The following is an 18,227-nucleotide window of genomic DNA, read 5'->3' as shown; positions in this document are numbered from 1 at the left end:
TCATCAGATTATTTGTATTTTTGATACCAGCGGATGAGTTTTTTATAACGAAAGGCTAATAATAACGCAGCAATGATGGCGTAAATCACCAGCTGTAATGATAATACTTTCGTTGATAACAGCGCGTGTAATGGGGCTAAGATCGCCACCAGATAAATGAAATTGTGGATAGTTTGCCACTTAGCACGCAGTTTTCGCTGAAGGTTCTGCGTTGAGGTTATCGCCATAACCACCAGTATCAGCCAGCTAATAATACCTAATATTAGATAGTTACGGCGGATAAGCTCACTCAATAACAGAGACATATCTAATCCTAACTCCAATACGCTATAGCTCATCAAATGCAGGGTTGCCCAGGCAAAGCACCATAACCCCAGCAGACGTCGACAGCGAACTAATAGGGCTTGATGGAGCAACTTGGCCAGCGGCGTTATCAACAGTGTTGCTAATAACAGTTTCAGCGCCATTCGGCCGGTATAATGTTGGATGTCTTTTGCCGCATCGGCACCTAACCAGCCTTGGTTAATCGACAGGATTAACCAAAGAAAGGGGATAAATGCCGCTAAATGGAGCAGCAGTTTTAACCATTTGATATTGCCTGGCGTCAACTTCACTAGAAATTACTCCGCAAATCCAAGCCTTGGTACAGAGAAGCAACCTGTTCACCGTAACCATTGAACATCAGTGTCGGTTGTCGTTTAACATCCAGAAGGCCACCGCTACCGATCACTCGCTCCGTTGCCTGAGACCAGCGAGGATGATCCACTTGTGGATTAACATTGGCATAAAAGCCGTACTCATTAGGTGCGCCAAGGTTCCAAGTGGTAGGCGGTTGTTTCTCTACCAGTTTGATTTCTACGATAGACTTTATGCTCTTGAAACCATATTTCCAAGGCAGGATTAAACGAACGGGAGCACCGTTTTGATTAGGTAGGGTTTTACCATACACCCCAACCGTCAGCAGCGTTAACGGATGCATGGCCTCATCGATTCTCAGACCTTCGACATAAGGGTAGTCTAAACCGCCGCCGATAAAGCGGCTTTTTTGCCCTGGCATACTCTCTGGATCGTATAGCGTCTGGAAAGCCACATAGCGAGCCTTACTGGTTGGTTCTGCCGCTTGTAATAGCTTGTTTAACTCAAAGCCAATCCAGGGAATAACCATTGACCAGGCTTCTACGCAGCGTAGGCGATAGATGCGTTCTTCCAGCGGGAAGCGCTTGAGAATGTCATCCATATCTAAGGTGATGGGTTTGGCGACTTCCCCACTAATGCGGATTTTCCACCCTTCGGTTTTTAAGCTACCGGCATTGGCGGCAGGATCGGCTTTATCCAGACCAAACTCATAGAAATTATTGTAGCCCGTCACCTTGTCTTCGGGCGTGAGCCGTAGATCAGGATGGTAAAGGGCGGACTGACTAAAAGTGAGAGGTTTAACATTAGGGGGCTGTGGTTTATCGGTTTCTTTCAGCCAGGAGAGTAGCTCTGCCTGAGCTGATGTTGGGAGTGCCAGTGTGGCGGCGGTAATACCTAAAGCCTGTAACACCCGGCGACGTTGATAAAACAGGTTCTCCGGAGTGACGTGACTCTCTGTTAAGCGTAATTTTTTGGTCATAGAGGGTTACCTGTTTTATGTTTAATCAATAGTGTGTTTTGTTAGACACAGAATTATCCCAAAATTCATTTTTCGCCAGTGATTAGGTGATATTTTTATTATTTAGATTTCATCATTTAACGACGACGGTAAAAAATAAATTCCTCGCGCTAGTATGGCGGGCGACAGCACGCTGGGTACGCGGTTTATTCGGCCATCGTGATAGTTAGGGAATGCGTTTCAATGCTAATGCTATGATTTACTTTTGTTATTGGGATAGTGACCTGAACGATATAGTTTCACCTGCGATAGTAACCAATGTATGTGTGGTTGATAATTTCGGTTAATTACGCAATTGAACAAAAAATAAGCTAATATTTCTAGAGTGGTTGTTTATTATGAAAATATGGCATGGAGCACTCAAGAAATAACAAAGTCTGCTAGAATGTTGCTTTGCTGCCCCAACGCGTGGGTGACGTTATTAAAACAATTAATGTCCATTTATTATACTGTTCAGAATAAATCATTATGGGAATGAGATTTACCGCTAGATTGTCTATTTTTATTTCTCTATTAGTGTTTCTTACTATGATTTTAGCGCTACTCACCAGCATGGTGAGTATCTATTTTGTAGGTGAGAACAAAATGGAGAAACACTGGCATGCGCTGGCCTCGACGGTTGATCAGGCGTTAATTTATCAATCACCCGCGGTTTATGACCGCTGGCTTCCGGTCGTGATGTTCGCAACGGGCGTTCATCAACTGACAATCACCGATGAAAAAGACAAGATTATCTATACCCATACCAGTGAGAGTAAGCCTGATTTCTGGGAGCGTTTTCATAACCTGAGTAGTACCGAATTAATCTTGCAGCAGCATCCGGGCTATAGCATGAGTATTACCTATGCTAATCCGATTCTAAGTACTTTGTTTTCTCTGCCTATTTTATTGGCGATTGTCACGGTTATTGTGTTTATTTCTTTGGTGATGTTCTGGTGGGTACACTGGCTCAAACAACAGTTTCGTGGGTTGTTGTTATTAGAGGAACGGTCACTGAGAATTTTGTCCGGTGAGCGGGAAGGGGTAACCACCGCGGATGTGCATGAATGGCCGGTGAACACTAGCGCAGCTATCGATAGTTTGTTATCCGATCTGAAAAATATGAGTGATGAGCGCGTGCGTATGGATAAACTTATCCGTGCTTTTGCCGCGCAAGATGCGCAAACCGGGCTGAGTAATCGACTGTTTTTTGATAACCATCTGGCCACTCAACTTGAAGAACCGAATGCTCATGGGGTGGTGATGATGATTCGCCTGCCGGAATTAGAGTTGATGGTCGAAGAGTACGGTAAAGAGTCGGTTGATGAGCTGCTTTATATGCTGGTCAACATGCTATCGACATTCATTATGCGTCATCCAGCGGCGTTGTTGGCTCGTTATTTCAGCAATGATTTCAGTGTGATGCTACCGCATCGCTCTTTAAAAGAAGCGGATGCGATAGGCGCTCAACTGGTCAATGCGATTGGGACACTGCCGCTGCTGCCGAATATTGCCAAAGAGTCGCTGATCCATATCGGTATTTGTGCCTATCGTCAGGGGCAAACTCCAGAGCAAATTATGGATAATGCGGAGCAGGCTGCTCGTACCGCAGTATTGCAGGGGAGTAATGGCTGGTTTATTGATGAGAATCAGGTCACCAACGTCGCCAGAGGCAGCGTACGCTGGAGGACGCTATTAGAAAAAATGTTATCGCAGGGCGGGCCGGATCTTTATTACAAACCCGCGGTAATGGTAAATGGCGATCTTAATCACCGAGAGATCTTAATTCGTATTCATGATGGCAACGATGTCCTACAGCCGTCGGAGTTTATGCCGCTGGTTCAGCAGTTTGGTTTATCCGAACGTTTTGACCGCTTGGTGCTGAGCAAAACGCTACCGCTATTGGATCGCTGGCCGACGGATACGATTGCGGTTTCGGTGACGGTAGATTCTTTATTGAAACACTCATTTCAGATTTGGTTACGCGATCAGCTGTTGGAAAAAGCAAAATCATATCGAAAACGAATAATATTTGAACTTGCAGAGGCTGATGTGTGTCAATATAGCGATCGTCTACGTCCTGTGATTCGGTTACTACACGCATTAGGCTGTCGTTTGGGGATTGTTCAGGCCGGTTTGACAGTGGTCAGTACCATTTATATCAAAACCATGCCGATTGAAGTGATCAAACTGCATCCAGGATTAGTACGTAATATCGATCGTCGTCCAGAAAACCAGTTGTTTGTCGATAGTCTGGTTAGCGCTTGTGAAGGAACCCATGTGGTGGTGATGGCGGCGAGTGTAAGAACGCAGCATGAGTGGGAAACCTTGCGTTCTCGCGGAGTTAGCGGTGGTCAGGGTGAATTTTTTGCCCGGCCGACGCCGATTCCGTTTCTTAAAGAAAAAAATAGTCGGCAAAAACGTCATTTTTAACTCTGAAATATGGATGATTTTCACGTAGAATAGCGAGTCTTGCTTATCTATGTTCGTTTACCTGCATATGACATGACAGGTAAGTTGATATAATCAAGTTAAAAGTTTATGTCGCGTGTGTTGGCTGATGTTAAGTGCAACATGCGTATTGAGCTCACGTTGGGTGCGTTTATTAAGTTAACGCTTTTGGATGCTTTGTGGCCGTCCTTCGTGGTTGGTAAAGTAGGTGGATTTATATACCGCCTCAGCTTTCAGGATTACTCTCTAGAATGTTTAAGAAATTTCGCGGCATGTTTTCTAACGACCTGTCCATTGACTTGGGTACTGCAAATACCCTTATCTATGTAAAAGGGCAGGGCATCGTACTGAATGAGCCTTCAGTGGTTGCGATTCGTCAGGATCGCGTAGGTACTCAAAAGAGTGTGGCTGCCGTTGGTCATGAAGCTAAGCAAATGCTTGGCCGTACACCGGGTTACATTTCAGCTATTCGCCCAATGAAAGACGGCGTGATTGCCGATTTCTTTGTGACCGAAAAAATGTTACAGCACTTTATTCGTCAGGTGCATAGCAACAGCATCCTTCGTCCAAGTCCGCGCGTGCTGGTGTGTGTGCCGGTTGGCGCGACTCAGGTAGAACGCCGTGCAATTCGTGAATCAGCTCAAGGGGCTGGTGCTCGTGAAGTGTTCCTGATTGAAGAGCCAATGGCCGCAGCGATCGGTGCCGGTTTACCGGTTTCAGAAGCAACGGGTTCAATGGTGGTGGATATCGGTGGTGGTACCACTGAAGTTGCCGTTATCTCCCTGAATGGTGTGGTTTACTCCTCTTCTGTGCGTATTGGTGGTGACCGCTTCGATGAAGCGATTATTAACTATGTGCGCCGTAACTATGGCTCACTGATTGGTGAAGCCACGGCAGAACGTATCAAGCATGAAATCGGCTCGGCTTATCCGGGTGATGAAGTGCGTGAAATTGAAGTTCGTGGTCGTAATCTGGCTGAAGGTGTACCTCGCGGATTTACGCTGAACTCCAATGAAATTCTTGAAGCATTACAAGAACCACTAGCCGGCATCGTGAGTGCGGTGATGGTTGCGTTAGAACAGTGTCCTCCAGAACTGGCGTCAGATATTTCTGAGCGCGGTATGGTGCTGACCGGTGGTGGTGCTTTACTGCGTAATTTAGATCGCTTATTGATGGAAGAAACGGGTATTCCTGTTGTGGTTGGCGATGATCCTCTGACCTGCGTTGCCCGCGGTGGTGGTAAAGCGTTAGAAATGATCGATATGCACGGTGGCGATTTATTCAGCGAGGACTAATTTCGTTTTGTTCTCTAACAGCCTACGCTCTTTGAGATATTGCTGGTTTTTTAGGTTCCGCTAGTTTTGGTGCCTGCCGGTTTTGTCCCATGGAGCGTTGCTGTAGTGTAAGCACAGATAGAAATAAGTTGTCCCTGCCATGGGGGGCTGTGGCCCCTTGTTATCGACAAGGATAATGCGATTTATGAAGCCTATTTTTAGTCGGGGACCATCCCTGCAGCTCCGTCTTTGTCTCGGCGTTATCTTTGCTATCGTATTGATTATTGCCGATAGCCGATTGAGTATTTTTTCCAAGGTACGCAGCTATCTGGATACTGCGGTGAGTCCTTTTTTCTTCATGGCTAATGGGCCGCGAGATGTCTTAGATGGCGTATCGGACTCATTGGTTTCTCGTGAGGAACTGCAGAAACAAAACGATCTTCTGCGCAATGAACTGCTGCTAAAAAACAGCGATCTACAGTTGCTTGGTCAGTTTAAGCAGGAAAATGACCGCCTGCGTGAGCTGCTCGGTTCGCCGTTGCGCGGTGATGAACATAAAATGATTACTCAGGTGCTTTCCACTGAGTCCGATCCATACAGTTATCAGGTGGTTGTCGATAAAGGCTTTCAAGACGGCGTTTATGAAGGACAACCGGTTATTAACGATAGAGGCGTGGTGGGTCAGGTGGTTGCCGTGGCCCGTAATACCAGCCGAGTATTGTTGATTTGTGATACTTCCCATTCTTTACCTATTCAGGTGCTACGTAACGATATTCGGGTGATTGCCGTTGGATCCGGCTGTACCGAAGATTTGCAGCTAGAATATTTACCGCGCGATACGGATATTCGGGTGGGGGATGTTTTAGTGACTTCCGGTTTAGGCGGGCGGTTCCCAGAAGGTTATCCGGTTGCCGTTGTCTCATCGGTGACCATTGACGATCAGCGAGCCAATACCGTTATTCAGGCGCATCCTACCGTAGCGTTACAGCGTTTACGCTATTTACTGCTGCTTTGGCCAAGCGATCGAGAAGGCCTCCAACCGTTACCTTCAGAAGAAGTCAGGCGGATTGCCCGAGAGCGTTTACGCAAAATGATGCCGCAGGTTTTACCGCCTGAGAACACCCCGCCATCAACGGTGCCAGCGAATCCGACGGTGAATTCGACTGCGCCAGCGGTTCCACCACCCCCTCCAGTCGTTGCGCCGGCCACTCGGGGTAGGCAATGAGTCATTATAATAGCTCCGGCCTTTGGATTATTTGGTTCTCTTTTCTGCTGGCGCTGATATTGCAAATCATGCCGTGGCCGGAGGAGCTGTTTTTGTACCGGCCTTCATGGGTGATGCTGATTCTGGTCTATTGGGTGATGGCATTACCCCATCGAATTAATGTTGGCACCGCGTTTATTTTAGGGCTGATCTGGGACTTAACCTTAGGTGCCACGCTAGGCGTTCGCGGGTTGGCATTAAGTATTGTGGTGTATGTTGTCGCTTTTCGCTGTCAGCTACTGCGCAATATGGCGCTGTGGCAGCAGGCGCTGGTTGTGGTTCTGCTTTCTCTGGTTATGGATGTTATTGTCTTTTGGGCAGAATTTCTGGTTCATAATGTGATTTTTCGCCCAGAAATCTTATGGAATAGCATTATTAATGGTTTATTGTGGCCATGGCTATTTTTATTAATGCGTAAAATACGCCGGCGCCTTGCCGTTAGATGAGACCTGATATGCAGCCTATTTATCTGGCTTCTGCCTCCCCCCGCCGTCGTGAATTGCTCACATTATTACAGATTCCTTTTGAACGTCTGGTTACCGATGTGGAAGAGCAGCAGATGTCGGGAGAAAGCGCCGAGGAATACGTTTGTCGTTTAGCCAAGAGTAAAGCTCAGGCCGGCGTATTAGTGGCAGAGCGGGACTATCCTGTTTTGGGAGCCGACACTATTGTGGTGTTGGGCGATCAAGTTCTGGAAAAACCGAAAGATGCAGATGATGCGGCCAGAATATTAACTGCGCTATCCGGTCAGCGACATTTAGTTATTACTGCAATTGCGTTTGCTAATCAACAGGATGTGATGTGCTATTCTGTGACTACCGAAGTGATTTTTCGCCAACTGACGGAGCAGGACATTACCGCTTATATTGCTAGTGGTGAGCCGATGGATAAGGCCGGGGCTTACGGTATTCAGGGATTTGGCGGTAGTTTTGTTCGCGCTATTCATGGTAGTTACCATGCGGTTGTCGGCTTACCGTTGGTTGAAACTCGCGAGCTTCTCGCTGCATTTCTTGAGGCTCAGGCGATGCGCATAAATAAGGAACAACAATGACAGCGGAACTTTTAGTTAACGTCACACCTTCGGAAACGCGAGTCGCCTTTATTGCTGGCGGCATTCTGCAGGAGATCCATATCGATCGTGAGTCCAAGCGCGGTATTGTGGGTAATATTTATAAAGGTCGCGTTAGCCGGGTACTACCGGGAATGCAGGCTGCTTTTGTCGATATTGGCTTGGATAAAGCTGCTTTTCTTCATGCATCAGATATCATGCCGCATACAGAGTGCATTGCTGATAATGAACAAAAACAGTTTCATGTACGCGATATTACCGAACTGGTTCGTCAGGGGCAGGATTTAGTAGTTCAGGTGGTGAAAGATCCGCTGGGGACTAAAGGTGCGCGATTGACCACGGATATTACGTTACCTTCTCGTTATCTGGTTTTTATGCCCGGCGCTTCTCATGTTGGGGTGTCTCAACGCATTGAAAGCGAAGAAGAGCGTGAGCGTCTGAAGCAGATTGTTGCTGCATACTGTGATGAAACCGGTGGTTTTATTATTCGTACCGCGGCAGAAGGGGTCTGTTCCGAAGAATTAGCACAGGATGCTGCTTTTTTGAAGCGCCTGTGGGGCAAAGTGATTGAAAGAAAAAGCCGTGGCGGCACCAAAAATATGCTGTACGGTGAATTAGCCCTGACTCAGCGGGTGCTGCGTGATTTTGTTGGTGAATCATTAGACCGCATTCGCGTCGATTCTCGTCTAACTTATGATTCTTTGGCGGAATTTACCACCGAGTTTATGCCTCAGATGACGGCTAAACTTGAGCGCTATACTGGAAAGCAGCCTATTTTCGATCTGTATGACGTTGAGAATGAAATTCAACGGGCGCTGGATCGTAAAGTGGAGTTGAAGTCGGGCGGCTATCTGATTATCGATCAGACTGAAGCCATGACCACCATCGATATTAATACCGGTGCTTTTGTCGGTCATCGTAATCTTGATGAGACCATTTTCAATACCAATATCGAGGCCACGCAGGCCATTGCCCGCCAGCTTCGCTTACGTAATTTGGGCGGTATCATCATCATTGATTTTATCGATATGACCAATGAGGATCATCGTCGTCGTGTTCTACACTCTTTAGAACAGGCTCTCTCCAAAGATCGGGTAAAAACCAGTATTAATGATTTTTCCGCCCTTGGTTTGGTGGAGATGACCCGCAAACGTACACGGGAAAGTCTGGAACATGTTTTATGCAGTGAATGCCCAAGCTGCCGTGGTCGTGGCTGGGTGAAAACGGTGGAAACCGTTTGTTATGAAATTCTACGGGAAATTGTTCGAGTGCATCATGCCTATGATGCGGATCGATTCTTGGTTTATGCCTCGCCTGCCGTTGGTGAGGCGCTGAAGAGCGAAGAGTCGTATTCTGTGGCGGAAGTCGAGTTGTTTGTTGGAAAACAGGTTAAAATTCAGATAGAGCCACTGTATAACAGGGAACAGTTTGACGTCGTTATGATGTAGTTTGATATAACAAGCGTCCATTTTGCCGCTGGCCAGCGGTAGCCATAGGAGGAAGGATGAGGCGAACCAGCCGCATGCTGTTAAAAATAGCGATCGCGCTATTGGTACTGCTTACTCTGGCCGTTGGTGGTTTAAGGCTTGCTTTACCCCATCTTAATGAGTATCGCCAACCCATTCTGGAGCGTGTTTCCCGTTTTTCCGGTATTCCAACGGACGTTGGTTATATGGAAGGAAAATGGGAAATATTTGGCCCCACGCTCGAATTACGTGATATCACCTTAAATACCTCCATGGGAAAAGTCGATATTTCCCGCGTTACCCTTGCCCTTGATGTTTGGGATACTCTGATTCACTTACGCTGGCAGTTTCGCGATTTAACCTTTTATCGGGTCAATGGCGATCTCAACTATATGGTTGGTAATGCAGAAAAGAGCGAGGGCTCTTCTCAAATCAGTACGCTGGAAAATATTTTTTTAAAGCAGTTTGACCATTTTATTCTGCGCGACAGCAAAATTTCCTTTCTGGGCTTATCAGGTGAGAGAATTTCACTGGATATTCCCCGTTTAACATGGATGAACGGTAGAAATCGTCATCGGGCAGAAGGACAGGTCAACGTTACTACCCAAGATGGCCCACACGGGCTGTTACAGGTACGGCTAGATTTAAGGGATGAAGAGGGGCTATTGGATAATGGCACCGTTTATCTACAGGCCGATAACGTCAATATGCTGCCTTGGTTAAGCCTTTGGTTTAAAGACAACTCCGGTTTTGAAAACGCCAAATTTAGTTTAGCTTCGTGGCTATATATTAAGCGTGGTGAGATTGATGGCGGCGATGTGTTACTCACTGAGGGTAGCGCTAACTGGCATAATGGTGACTATCAGCATCAATTGGACGTCGATAAGCTTGGCATACACATGAGTCGACAAACCAACGGCTGGCGATTGGATGTGCCAGCACTGAATTTAAAGACTGACGGTGAGCAATGGCCACAGGGTAAAGTTAGTCTATTCTGGCAGCCGGAAGGAATGACGGCTTCTGGCGAGAAGCTGGAAGCGCTGTTACGCATTCGTGCTAATGGCTTAGACCTCGATTATATCAATCCCTTGCTACCTATTTTCAGTTTCCTGACGCCGGAGAGTTTAGACGTTTGGTTTAATCTGCAACCCAAGGGAAATCTGCCGCTTCTGGCTTTGGATATTCCCTTGAAGCAGCCGGAACAGATTCGTTTTCAAGGCCAGTGGAAAAATGCCAGTTGGCAGCCGTGGAAACACATTCCCGGCAGTAACCACACCGACGGAGCTATTCAGGGGAGTCTGAGTAGTGGGACGGTGAGTGTCGCGTTGCAACAAAGTACCTTGCCTTATAGCGATATGTTTAAGGCCCCGCTGGAAGTGAGTCAGGCTAATGCCACGGTTAATTGGCTGAATAACCAAAATGAGTTTCGCCTGTGGAGCGACGGTATCGATGTACAGGCTAAATCGCTGTGGGCTAACGGTAATTTTGATTTCACTCAGCCAGAAGGGGAGCAACCGTGGCTAAGTATTCTGGCGGGAATTCGCGTGTCGGATGCTGGCGATGCGTGGCGCTATTTCCCTGAGCCGTTGATGGGCAAAAATCTGGTTGATTATCTTTCCTCTGCAATTATTGCTGGTAAATCAGCGGACGACGCCACACTGATTTTTGCCGGTAATCCGCGCAAATTCCCTTACCCGGAAAAAGACGGTTTATTTGAAGTCTATGCACCGTTAAAAGAAACCACCTTTAAATTTCAGCCAACCTGGCAACCGTTGACGGATATGACCATCAATCTGGATTTTATTAATGACGGTTTATGGATGGATGCCCCGACAGCCAAGCTGGGTAAGGTTGATGGTAACAATATTGAGGCGGTGATTGCCAATTTTGCTAAACAACAGCTGACGATTGCTGCCGATGTGAGCGGTGAAGGTTTGGATGTGCGGGATTACATGAACAATTCACCGTTGAAATCTTCGGTGGGTTCCGCGTTAGATGAAGTAGAAGTAACAGGTAACGTTAGCGGGCGCTTACATCTGGACATTCCTTTAAATGGTCAAGATGCCGCCGCCAAAGGGGATATTACGCTGAAAAATAATCAGCTAAATATCAAACCCATCGCTTCGGTGATGGAAAACGTGAGCGGTACATTTAGCTTTGATAATGGCGATTTGGTTAGCGGTCCATTAAGTGCCGAGTGGTTTAATCAACCAGTTAAACTGAATTTCTCGACTCGTCAGAATGCCAAAGATTATCGGGTTAATGTCGACGTTGATGGCAACTGGGCAGTGGCAAACATGCCGTGGATACCGCAAAACATGACTTCTGAGTTTTCAGGTAATGCCAACTGGAAAAGTCGTGTACTGATTACGCTGCCAACCAAAGGTAGTGCCACTTATGATGTGACGCTGGATGGCGATCTAAAAGGAGTAAGCAGTCGCTTACCTGCTCCGCTGAATAAGTCAGCCGGAGTGGCAATGCCGCTTAATCTTAAAGCCAGCGGCGATCTGAACGGCTTTAACATGGATGGTTTGATTGCCGGTAATCAAGCGATCAATAGTCAGTGGGCGTTTACTAAAGATCAAACCAAGCTGTCACGCCTGGCCTGGCAGACCAACAGCAGCAAAATTCCGTCATTACCGTCTGACGAACGTCTGGATATTCAACTCCCGGCGCTGGATGGCAATAACTTAATGACCATTTTAGCGCCGCTCTTGAGTTCAGGGACCAGCCGTAGCGTAGCCAGCAAATTGGTGATGCCACAACGTTGGGTATTTCATTCGCCTCAGGTGGATTTAGCCGGACAATACTGGCGAGACTTGAACGTGAACGTTGATAACCGCCCGGGTAATATGAATGTGGCGCTGAAAGGAAAAGAGATCAACGCGAATGTAGCGGTGCGCGGTAATCAGCCGTGGCGTGCGGATATTGACTATCTCTATTTCAACCCGCAGCCAAGTCGCCTGTTGGGTGGTGCTAATAACGCGCCAAGCGGTAAAAATCAGTTGGCTAAAGGCAGTAGAGCATCCAGAGCTTCATCCGGGATAAATTTCTCTCAGCTACCGGCCATGGTGGTGCGCTGTAAAGAGTGTTGGGCAATGGGGCAACGCTTGGGCGTTGTTCAGGCCGATTTGGTGTTTCGTGGCGATAATATGAGCTTAACTAAGGGGTTGATTGATACCGGTATGGCCAAACTCAACTTTACCGGTGATTGGCTGCGCTCTTCTGCCGGTTCGGCTACGAGGATAGATGGTAAGTTATCAGGACAAGATATTGACCAGAGTATGGACTATTTCGGCGTGTTTACTCCACTGAAAGGGGCACCGTTTAATCTGGATTTTGACCTGACCTGGCAAGGTGAACCTTGGTCACCTCAAATAAATACGTTGAATGGTCAGATGACGGCTCAATTGGGTAAAGGGCAGGTAGATAATGTGGGTGGACATACCGGCCAGATTTTGCGGCTGCTAAGCTTTAATGCGTTACTGCGTAAATTGCAGTTTGATTTTAGTGATACGTTTGGTAAAGGCTTTTACTTTGATACTATCACTGGCAGTGTGAAGTTCTCTAAAGGGATCGCCACGACCAATGATTTATTGGTCGATGGTCTATCCGCCGATATTGCGATAGATGGTTCGGTGGATCTCGTTAACCAGAAGCTTAACCTCAATGCGGTGGTCGCACCTGAAATTTCGGCGACGGTTGGTGTGGCAACGGCGTTTGTCGTTAACCCGATTGCCGGCGCGGCGGTTTTTGCTGCCAGCCAAGTCTTGGCGCCGCTATGGAATAAGATTTCGTTGATTCGTTATAGAATTGATGGAAGCCTTGAAAATCCTGCCGTAAATGAAGTATTACGTCAACCTAAGGGAGATGATAGTCAATGAGACGAGCCAACGTTGCTTTGTTGCAACTATGCAGTGGTGACAATATCCGGGCTAATTTGGCCCAAATTGAACAACAGATTAAGCAGTTGAAACCACATGTAAAGCTGGTGATGACTCCAGAAAATGCCTTACTGTTTGCTGATACCCAAACTTATTATAAACATTCAGAAACAGAAGGAAGCGGCCCTTTACAGGATGCCATAAGAGAAATGGCGATACGTTATGGCGTATGGATCCTGATTGGCTCAATGCCATTAATCAGCCGTGAAGACCCGAATCGATTGACTGCCAGCAGCCTATTGTTTGATGATCAAGGTGAGTTAAAGGCGCGTTACGATAAAATGCATATGTTCGATGTTGATGTTGCCGATGGTCACGGCCACTATTGTGAGTCGGACACGTATGATTACGGCCAGCATTTGACGGTGGTGGATACGCCGGTTGGGCGTTTGGGAATGACGATTTGCTATGACTTACGTTTTCCCGGTTTGTTTCAGGCCTTAAGAGAGAAAGGGGCCGAATTGATTGCTATACCTGCTGCGTTTACTCGGGTAACCGGTGAAGCGCATTGGGAGATTTTGCTGCGGGCGCGGGCGATTGAGAACCAATGCTGGATTTTAGCTCCGGCCCAAGTTGGCCGTCACGGCGCTACTCGCCGTACCTGGGGTCACACTATGGCTATCGACCCATGGGGAAATATCGTTGGTCTTAATGCCGATGCGGTAGAAGGTATTAAAGTTCATGTGGATACTTCCGGCATGCAAAAACTGCGTGAGCAGATGCCGGTAGTCAAACACAACAGATTTCAGCCAGTGCTGAAAAATCCATTGAAGAAAGGCGAATAACCATTATGAATCTGACGCTCGTCAGTGAGCAGCTGCTTGCTGCCAATAAATTAAGCCATCAGGACTTGTTTAATGTACTGGGACAACTCTCTGAACGGCGTCTGGATTATGCCGATCTGTTTTTTCAATCCAGCTACCATGAGTCTTGGGTGATTGAAGACGGCATTATTAAAGAAGGCTCTTATAACATCGATCAGGGTGTTGGTGTACGGGCGGTTAACGGTGAAAAGACCGGTTTTGCCTATGCCGATCAGATTACCCTGAATGCTTTGACCCAGAGTGCCCACGCAGCTCGCAGTATTGTGAATGAGCAGGGTAATGGTAAAAGTCATGTATTAGGTGCGGTAAATTATGCGGCGTTTTATCCGGCCATGGATCCGCTACAAAGCTTGACTCGTGAAGCCAAAATTGAACTATTGCATCGAGTAGATAAAGTCGCCAGAGCCGCCGATAAGCGGGTGCAAGAAGTGAGTGCCAGCATTAGCGGCGTTTATGAAACGGTGCTGATTGCGGCAACGGATGGCACGTTGGCTGCGGATGTGCGTCCGCTGGTTCGCCTGTCCGTGAGCGTGTTGGTGGAAGAAGATGGCAAGCGTGAGCGCGGTTCCAGCGGTGGCGGTGGTCGGGTTGGCTATGATTATTTTCTGGAGCCCACCCAAACGGGAACTCGCGCAGAAGATTTTGCTCTGGAAGCGGTCAGAGTCGCCTTAGTGAATCTTTCTGCTATTGCCGCTCCGGCTGGTGCCATGCCGGTAGTATTAGGTGCAGGTTGGCCGGGCGTGTTGTTGCATGAAGCGGTTGGTCACGGCCTTGAAGGGGATTTCAATCGTAAAGGTGCTTCGGTATTTAGCGGACGTATGGGTGAACTGGTTGCTTCTGAACTGTGTACCGTGGTGGATGACGGTACCATGATGGGGCGTCGGGGTTCTTTGTCCGTTGATGATGAGGGAACGCCTGGTCAATACAATGTGCTGATTGAAAACGGTATATTAAAAGGCTATATGCAGGATAAACTGAATGCCCGACTGATGGGATTGGCGCCGACGGGTAATGGTCGTCGTGAATCTTATGCCAGTTTACCGATGCCGCGTATGACCAACACCTATATGTTGGCGGGTCAGTCCAGCCGTGAAGAGATTATTTCCAGCGTTGAATATGGTCTGTATGCCCCTAACTTTGGCGGTGGTCAGGTTGATATTACTTCCGGTAAGTTTGTTTTCTCTACCTCTGAAGCCTATTTGATTGAGAATGGCCGCATTACTAAGCCGGTAAAAGGCGCGACTTTAATCGGTTCTGGTATTGAAGCCATGCAGCAGATCTCTATGGTAGGTAACGATCTGGCGCTGGATAAAGGCGTTGGCGTATGCGGTAAAGAAGGACAAAGCGTGCCGGTAGGCGTGGGTCAGCCGACGTTGAAGCTGGATAATTTAACCGTGGGTGGAACTGCGTAATAGATTTGGATGCGGGGTCAAGGCTCTGCATTTTCATTTTTCTGTTGTAGTGAAATATGTCTGTCTTATCGTTAATCTAAAAGTGGGTTAGCCGTTTGACTTCACATTAGCTTCACTTACTTCACACATAGCATTGCTATATTGCCGACATTGTTTAAATCAGCAGAGATTTTGCTATGTCGGCCATTGATATTTACTCTCCTCATTATCTCACAGGTTATGCTTATCCATGGTATATGCCGCGTTGGATGCGTAGCCTGCCTTTACCGTTGCTGGAGTTTTGGAGCTTTGGTATTAAGGAGGCTCTCAGCTGTATTTTTGCCGTTTCTTTTTTTCTTACGCTGGCGTTGTCAAAGCTGATACCGCTAGGTGGTCTACCTCGTTATGATTTTGTGCTGCTGGTGGCGTTGGCGGTACAGTTTGCGCTGGTCTATTACGGATTAGAGACCAAAAAAGAGTTGATGGCGATTTCGCTGTTTCACCTGTTAGGGCTAGCGTTAGAAATTTTTAAAACAGCGCCGGGCATTGGTTCATGGAGTTATCCCGAGTTTGCTTATACCAAGGTATTTGGTGCGCCGTTATACAGCGGTTTTATGCATGCCGCGGTGGCCAGTTATATGCTGCAGTCCTGGCGTCATCTTTCATTACGCTTAACCGGATATCCCCATCATAGTGTTGCTATTGCACTGGCTGCGGCGATTTATCTGAATTTCTTTACCCATCACTTTATTGGTGACTATCGTTGGCCGTTAACCTTTATTTTGATTGCCATATTTTGTCGTACCAAAGTCCATTTTAAGCCAATGGTTCGTGAATTCTGGATGCCTCTACCGCTGGCTTTTTTATTGATTGGTTTTTTTGTGTGGATTGCAGAAAACATCGCGACGCTGTTTGGCGGCTGGCAATATCCCAATCAAGTTAGCAATTGGGATATTGTGCATTTAGGTAAAATTAGCTCATGGGGTTTGCTGGTGGTGATTACTTTTGTGATTGTGGCGGAATTAAAATTATTTAGCCAACGTAAAGAAAACGAAAATAAGCTGACGGATTAATGAATATAGAATATTTTTATTGGTCTATGCTTTATATATGCTGATGGTTTTTTTAGCTCGACCCGAAGGGGTATTGAATATTTGATTATTCGCTGCGTTATTAAAATATTCCATCAGTGGGCTAACTATAATAATTCGTGATTGAGTGATATGAAGAGAAATACATTAGGGATATTGATTTTTTGCGCTTTACTGATTGTGGTTGGTATCGGGTTTAAAAAATTATATCCGACTAAAGATTCTGGCCCGGTAGCGGAATCCTCGCAGATCCCTCAATCGAAACCTGAAATAAATAACCGACGGAATTCAGCACCAAATTCGTCTGCGTTGAGTATTGATGGTTTAACCCGGCAGGACGTTGTGGCGAACTATCTTCGCCAGAATAAGCGACTGCCGGACTATTACGTGACAAAAAAACAGGCTCGTTCGCAAGGCTGGGATGCGCGAAATGGTAATCTTTGTTCAGTGATGCCGGGCAAGGCGATTGGTGGCGATCGCTTCTCTAATCGAGAAGGCGCTTTGCCAAATGCTTCCGGGCGAGTCTGGTTTGAAGCGGATATTAATTATCGCTGTGGGCATCGCGGAGCGGAAAGATTACTGTATTCAAATGATGGTTTGATATATGTCACTCACGATCATTATAAACGTTTCACGGAGGTGAGAAACAGATGAGAAGCGTCACTTTTGATTTCTCAAATATTCATTCAATGCCGGATTTTTATCTACAGTTTGCGGATATATTTTTACTTCCCGACTGGTTTGGTAATAATCTTGATGCATTGTGGGATGCCTTAACCGTTGGGATTCGTTTACCGGTTCAGATTGAATTTACGCATTTTGACCCTCAATCTCTGGACTTTGCTTCTTTATATAAGCTATTCAGAGAGGCACAGAGGGAACTGGATGGGCTATTAACATTCGATAGCAGTGAAATCTAATTCTGATTGATTGATGGTCTGATGTTTTGATGCCGTTAACACATATTCAGGTGATGTTATTCGGTATAGGTTATAGAACCAGATGATAAATCCACAATATTTCTGTGGTTTATTGTTCGCTGAATATTTTCCCATTGATTAAGGTTAAATATTATTAAATACCTTAAGAAAGGCCATGCCTGATATTTAGCTCAAATGATGATGATAGAGAAACCATCCCGATTTATCGGGATGGCAACACAGACTATTTATTGGTTATCGCCAAGAGATTATTCTTGATTTGTTTCTGCCAACTCTTTCAGATACTGAAATATCTGACGGGATGACTTAGGGGGTTTATTCCCGGCGCGTTCTTTTTGGGCTGCGCGCACCATAGAACGTAGCTGTTGGCGGTCACCGTGCGGGTAGAGATCCAGAACGTCAGAAATAGCTTCATCACCGTGATCGATGAGCTTATCACGCAGGCTTTCCAGCTTATGAAACAAAGAAACCTGCTGATTATGGCGGTTTTTCAGTTTATCTAATGCGGTCTGAATCGGCTCAACGTCGCGGGAACGCAGCATTTTACCAATCAGTTGAATCTGACGGCGATAGCCTTCTTTCTTAATGCGCTGGGCTAATTCAATTGCTGCACGTAAATCTTCATCCAGAGGAATACGTTCCAGGGCATTTTTCCCCAGCTTAACTAATTCGGTACCGAGATCTTTAAGTACCTCAGCATCCCGCTTAATTTCACTTTTGCTGACCCAGATGATTTCATCATCTTCTGGCTCTTCTTTTGGAAGATCGTCATCAAGCCATTCGCTGTCATTATCGAATTTATTCATAGTATTACTTAACCTAAATCTGGGTGCTTAAAGTGGGTAATTTTCTAATCTCTGTCTGCTTTTCCCCAATCGC

At 46.5% G+C, this 18,227-nt stretch carries 15 protein-coding genes; 12 read left to right on the top strand and 3 right to left on the bottom strand.

Going from position 1 to position 18,227, the window contains the following annotated elements; genetic code table 11:
- Positions 1 to 8: 8 nt before the first annotated feature.
- Positions 9 to 614, bottom strand: coding sequence for a protein-methionine-sulfoxide reductase heme-binding subunit MsrQ (msrQ, locus tag EL341_RS14825; RefSeq protein WP_047782022.1), 606 nt, complete (start codon positions 612 to 614; stop codon positions 9 to 11).
- Positions 614 to 1,615, bottom strand: a complete 1,002-nt coding sequence (gene msrP, locus EL341_RS14820) for a protein-methionine-sulfoxide reductase catalytic subunit MsrP (RefSeq protein WP_074821586.1) — start codon at positions 1,613 to 1,615, stop codon at positions 614 to 616. Before msrP ends, msrQ begins: the two co-directional genes overlap by 1 nt.
- Positions 1,616 to 2,128: 513 nt before the next feature.
- Between msrP and csrD the strand changes: the two genes are divergently transcribed.
- From csrD to EL341_RS14760, 12 genes are all read left to right on the top strand, one after another.
- Positions 2,129 to 4,066, top strand: coding sequence for an RNase E specificity factor CsrD (csrD, locus tag EL341_RS14815; protein WP_047782786.1), 1,938 nt, complete (start codon positions 2,129 to 2,131; stop codon positions 4,064 to 4,066).
- Between the two features lie 269 nt (positions 4,067 to 4,335).
- Complete coding sequence (gene mreB / locus EL341_RS14810; RefSeq protein ID WP_047782020.1) at positions 4,336 to 5,379, top strand: rod shape-determining protein MreB; 1,044 nt, start codon at positions 4,336 to 4,338, stop codon at positions 5,377 to 5,379.
- 184 nt (positions 5,380 to 5,563) lie between these two features.
- Positions 5,564 to 6,583 (top strand): rod shape-determining protein MreC, encoded by a 1,020-nt coding sequence (mreC, locus tag EL341_RS14805; protein WP_074821591.1) that lies wholly within the window; start codon positions 5,564 to 5,566, stop codon positions 6,581 to 6,583.
- The gene (gene mreD / locus EL341_RS14800) at positions 6,580 to 7,068 is read left to right on the top strand and encodes a rod shape-determining protein MreD (protein ID WP_047782018.1); all 489 of its coding nucleotides are present in this window, start codon (positions 6,580 to 6,582) and stop codon (positions 7,066 to 7,068) included. The genes mreC and mreD overlap by 4 nt, the downstream gene beginning before the upstream one ends.
- A gap of 8 nt (positions 7,069 to 7,076) precedes the next feature.
- Positions 7,077 to 7,673: a Maf family protein gene (locus EL341_RS14795; RefSeq protein WP_074821594.1), complete on the top strand. Its 597-nt coding sequence runs from the start codon at positions 7,077 to 7,079 to the stop codon at positions 7,671 to 7,673.
- Positions 7,670 to 9,139, top strand: a complete 1,470-nt coding sequence (gene rng / locus EL341_RS14790) for a ribonuclease G (RefSeq protein ID WP_047782016.1) — start codon at positions 7,670 to 7,672, stop codon at positions 9,137 to 9,139. Before EL341_RS14795 ends, rng begins: the two co-directional genes overlap by 4 nt.
- 56 nt (positions 9,140 to 9,195) lie before the next feature.
- On the top strand, positions 9,196 to 13,041 hold the full coding sequence (yhdP, locus tag EL341_RS14785) for an AsmA2 domain-containing protein YhdP (protein ID WP_126468119.1): 3,846 nt from the start codon (positions 9,196 to 9,198) through the stop codon (positions 13,039 to 13,041).
- Positions 13,038 to 13,886 carry a deaminated glutathione amidase gene (gene nit1, locus EL341_RS14780; RefSeq protein WP_047782014.1) on the top strand — a complete coding sequence of 283 codons (849 nt, stop codon included), beginning with the start codon at positions 13,038 to 13,040 and terminating at the stop codon, positions 13,884 to 13,886. Before yhdP ends, nit1 begins: the two co-directional genes overlap by 4 nt.
- A gap of 5 nt (positions 13,887 to 13,891) precedes the next feature.
- Positions 13,892 to 15,337, top strand: coding sequence for a metalloprotease TldD (tldD, locus tag EL341_RS14775; RefSeq protein ID WP_047782013.1), 1,446 nt, complete (start codon positions 13,892 to 13,894; stop codon positions 15,335 to 15,337).
- A 176-nt stretch (positions 15,338 to 15,513) separates the two neighbouring features.
- On the top strand, positions 15,514 to 16,389 hold the full coding sequence (locus EL341_RS14770; RefSeq protein WP_197723510.1) for a DUF817 domain-containing protein: 876 nt from the start codon (positions 15,514 to 15,516) through the stop codon (positions 16,387 to 16,389).
- 150 nt (positions 16,390 to 16,539) lie between these two features.
- Positions 16,540 to 17,061: a ribonuclease domain-containing protein gene (locus tag EL341_RS14765; RefSeq protein WP_114987074.1), complete on the top strand. Its 522-nt coding sequence runs from the start codon at positions 16,540 to 16,542 to the stop codon at positions 17,059 to 17,061.
- Entirely contained in the window at positions 17,058 to 17,327 is a 270-nt protein-coding gene (locus tag EL341_RS14760) for a barstar family protein (RefSeq protein WP_047782011.1), read from the top strand. The genes EL341_RS14765 and EL341_RS14760 overlap by 4 nt, the downstream gene beginning before the upstream one ends.
- Positions 17,328 to 17,596: 269 nt before the next feature.
- Here the strand turns inward: EL341_RS14760 and yjgA are convergent, their stop codons facing one another.
- On the bottom strand, positions 17,597 to 18,154 hold the full coding sequence (gene yjgA, locus EL341_RS14755; protein ID WP_047782010.1) for a ribosome biogenesis factor YjgA: 558 nt from the start codon (positions 18,152 to 18,154) through the stop codon (positions 17,597 to 17,599).
- Positions 18,155 to 18,227: the final 73 nt, after the last annotated feature.

Origin of the sequence: Pragia fontium, from assembly GCF_900638655.1 — a bacterium.
GTDB lineage: Bacteria > Pseudomonadota > Gammaproteobacteria > Enterobacterales > Enterobacteriaceae > Pragia > Pragia fontium.
The sequence above is the reverse complement of the archived record's forward strand: the minus strand, read 5'-3'. Positions and strand labels throughout refer to the sequence as shown.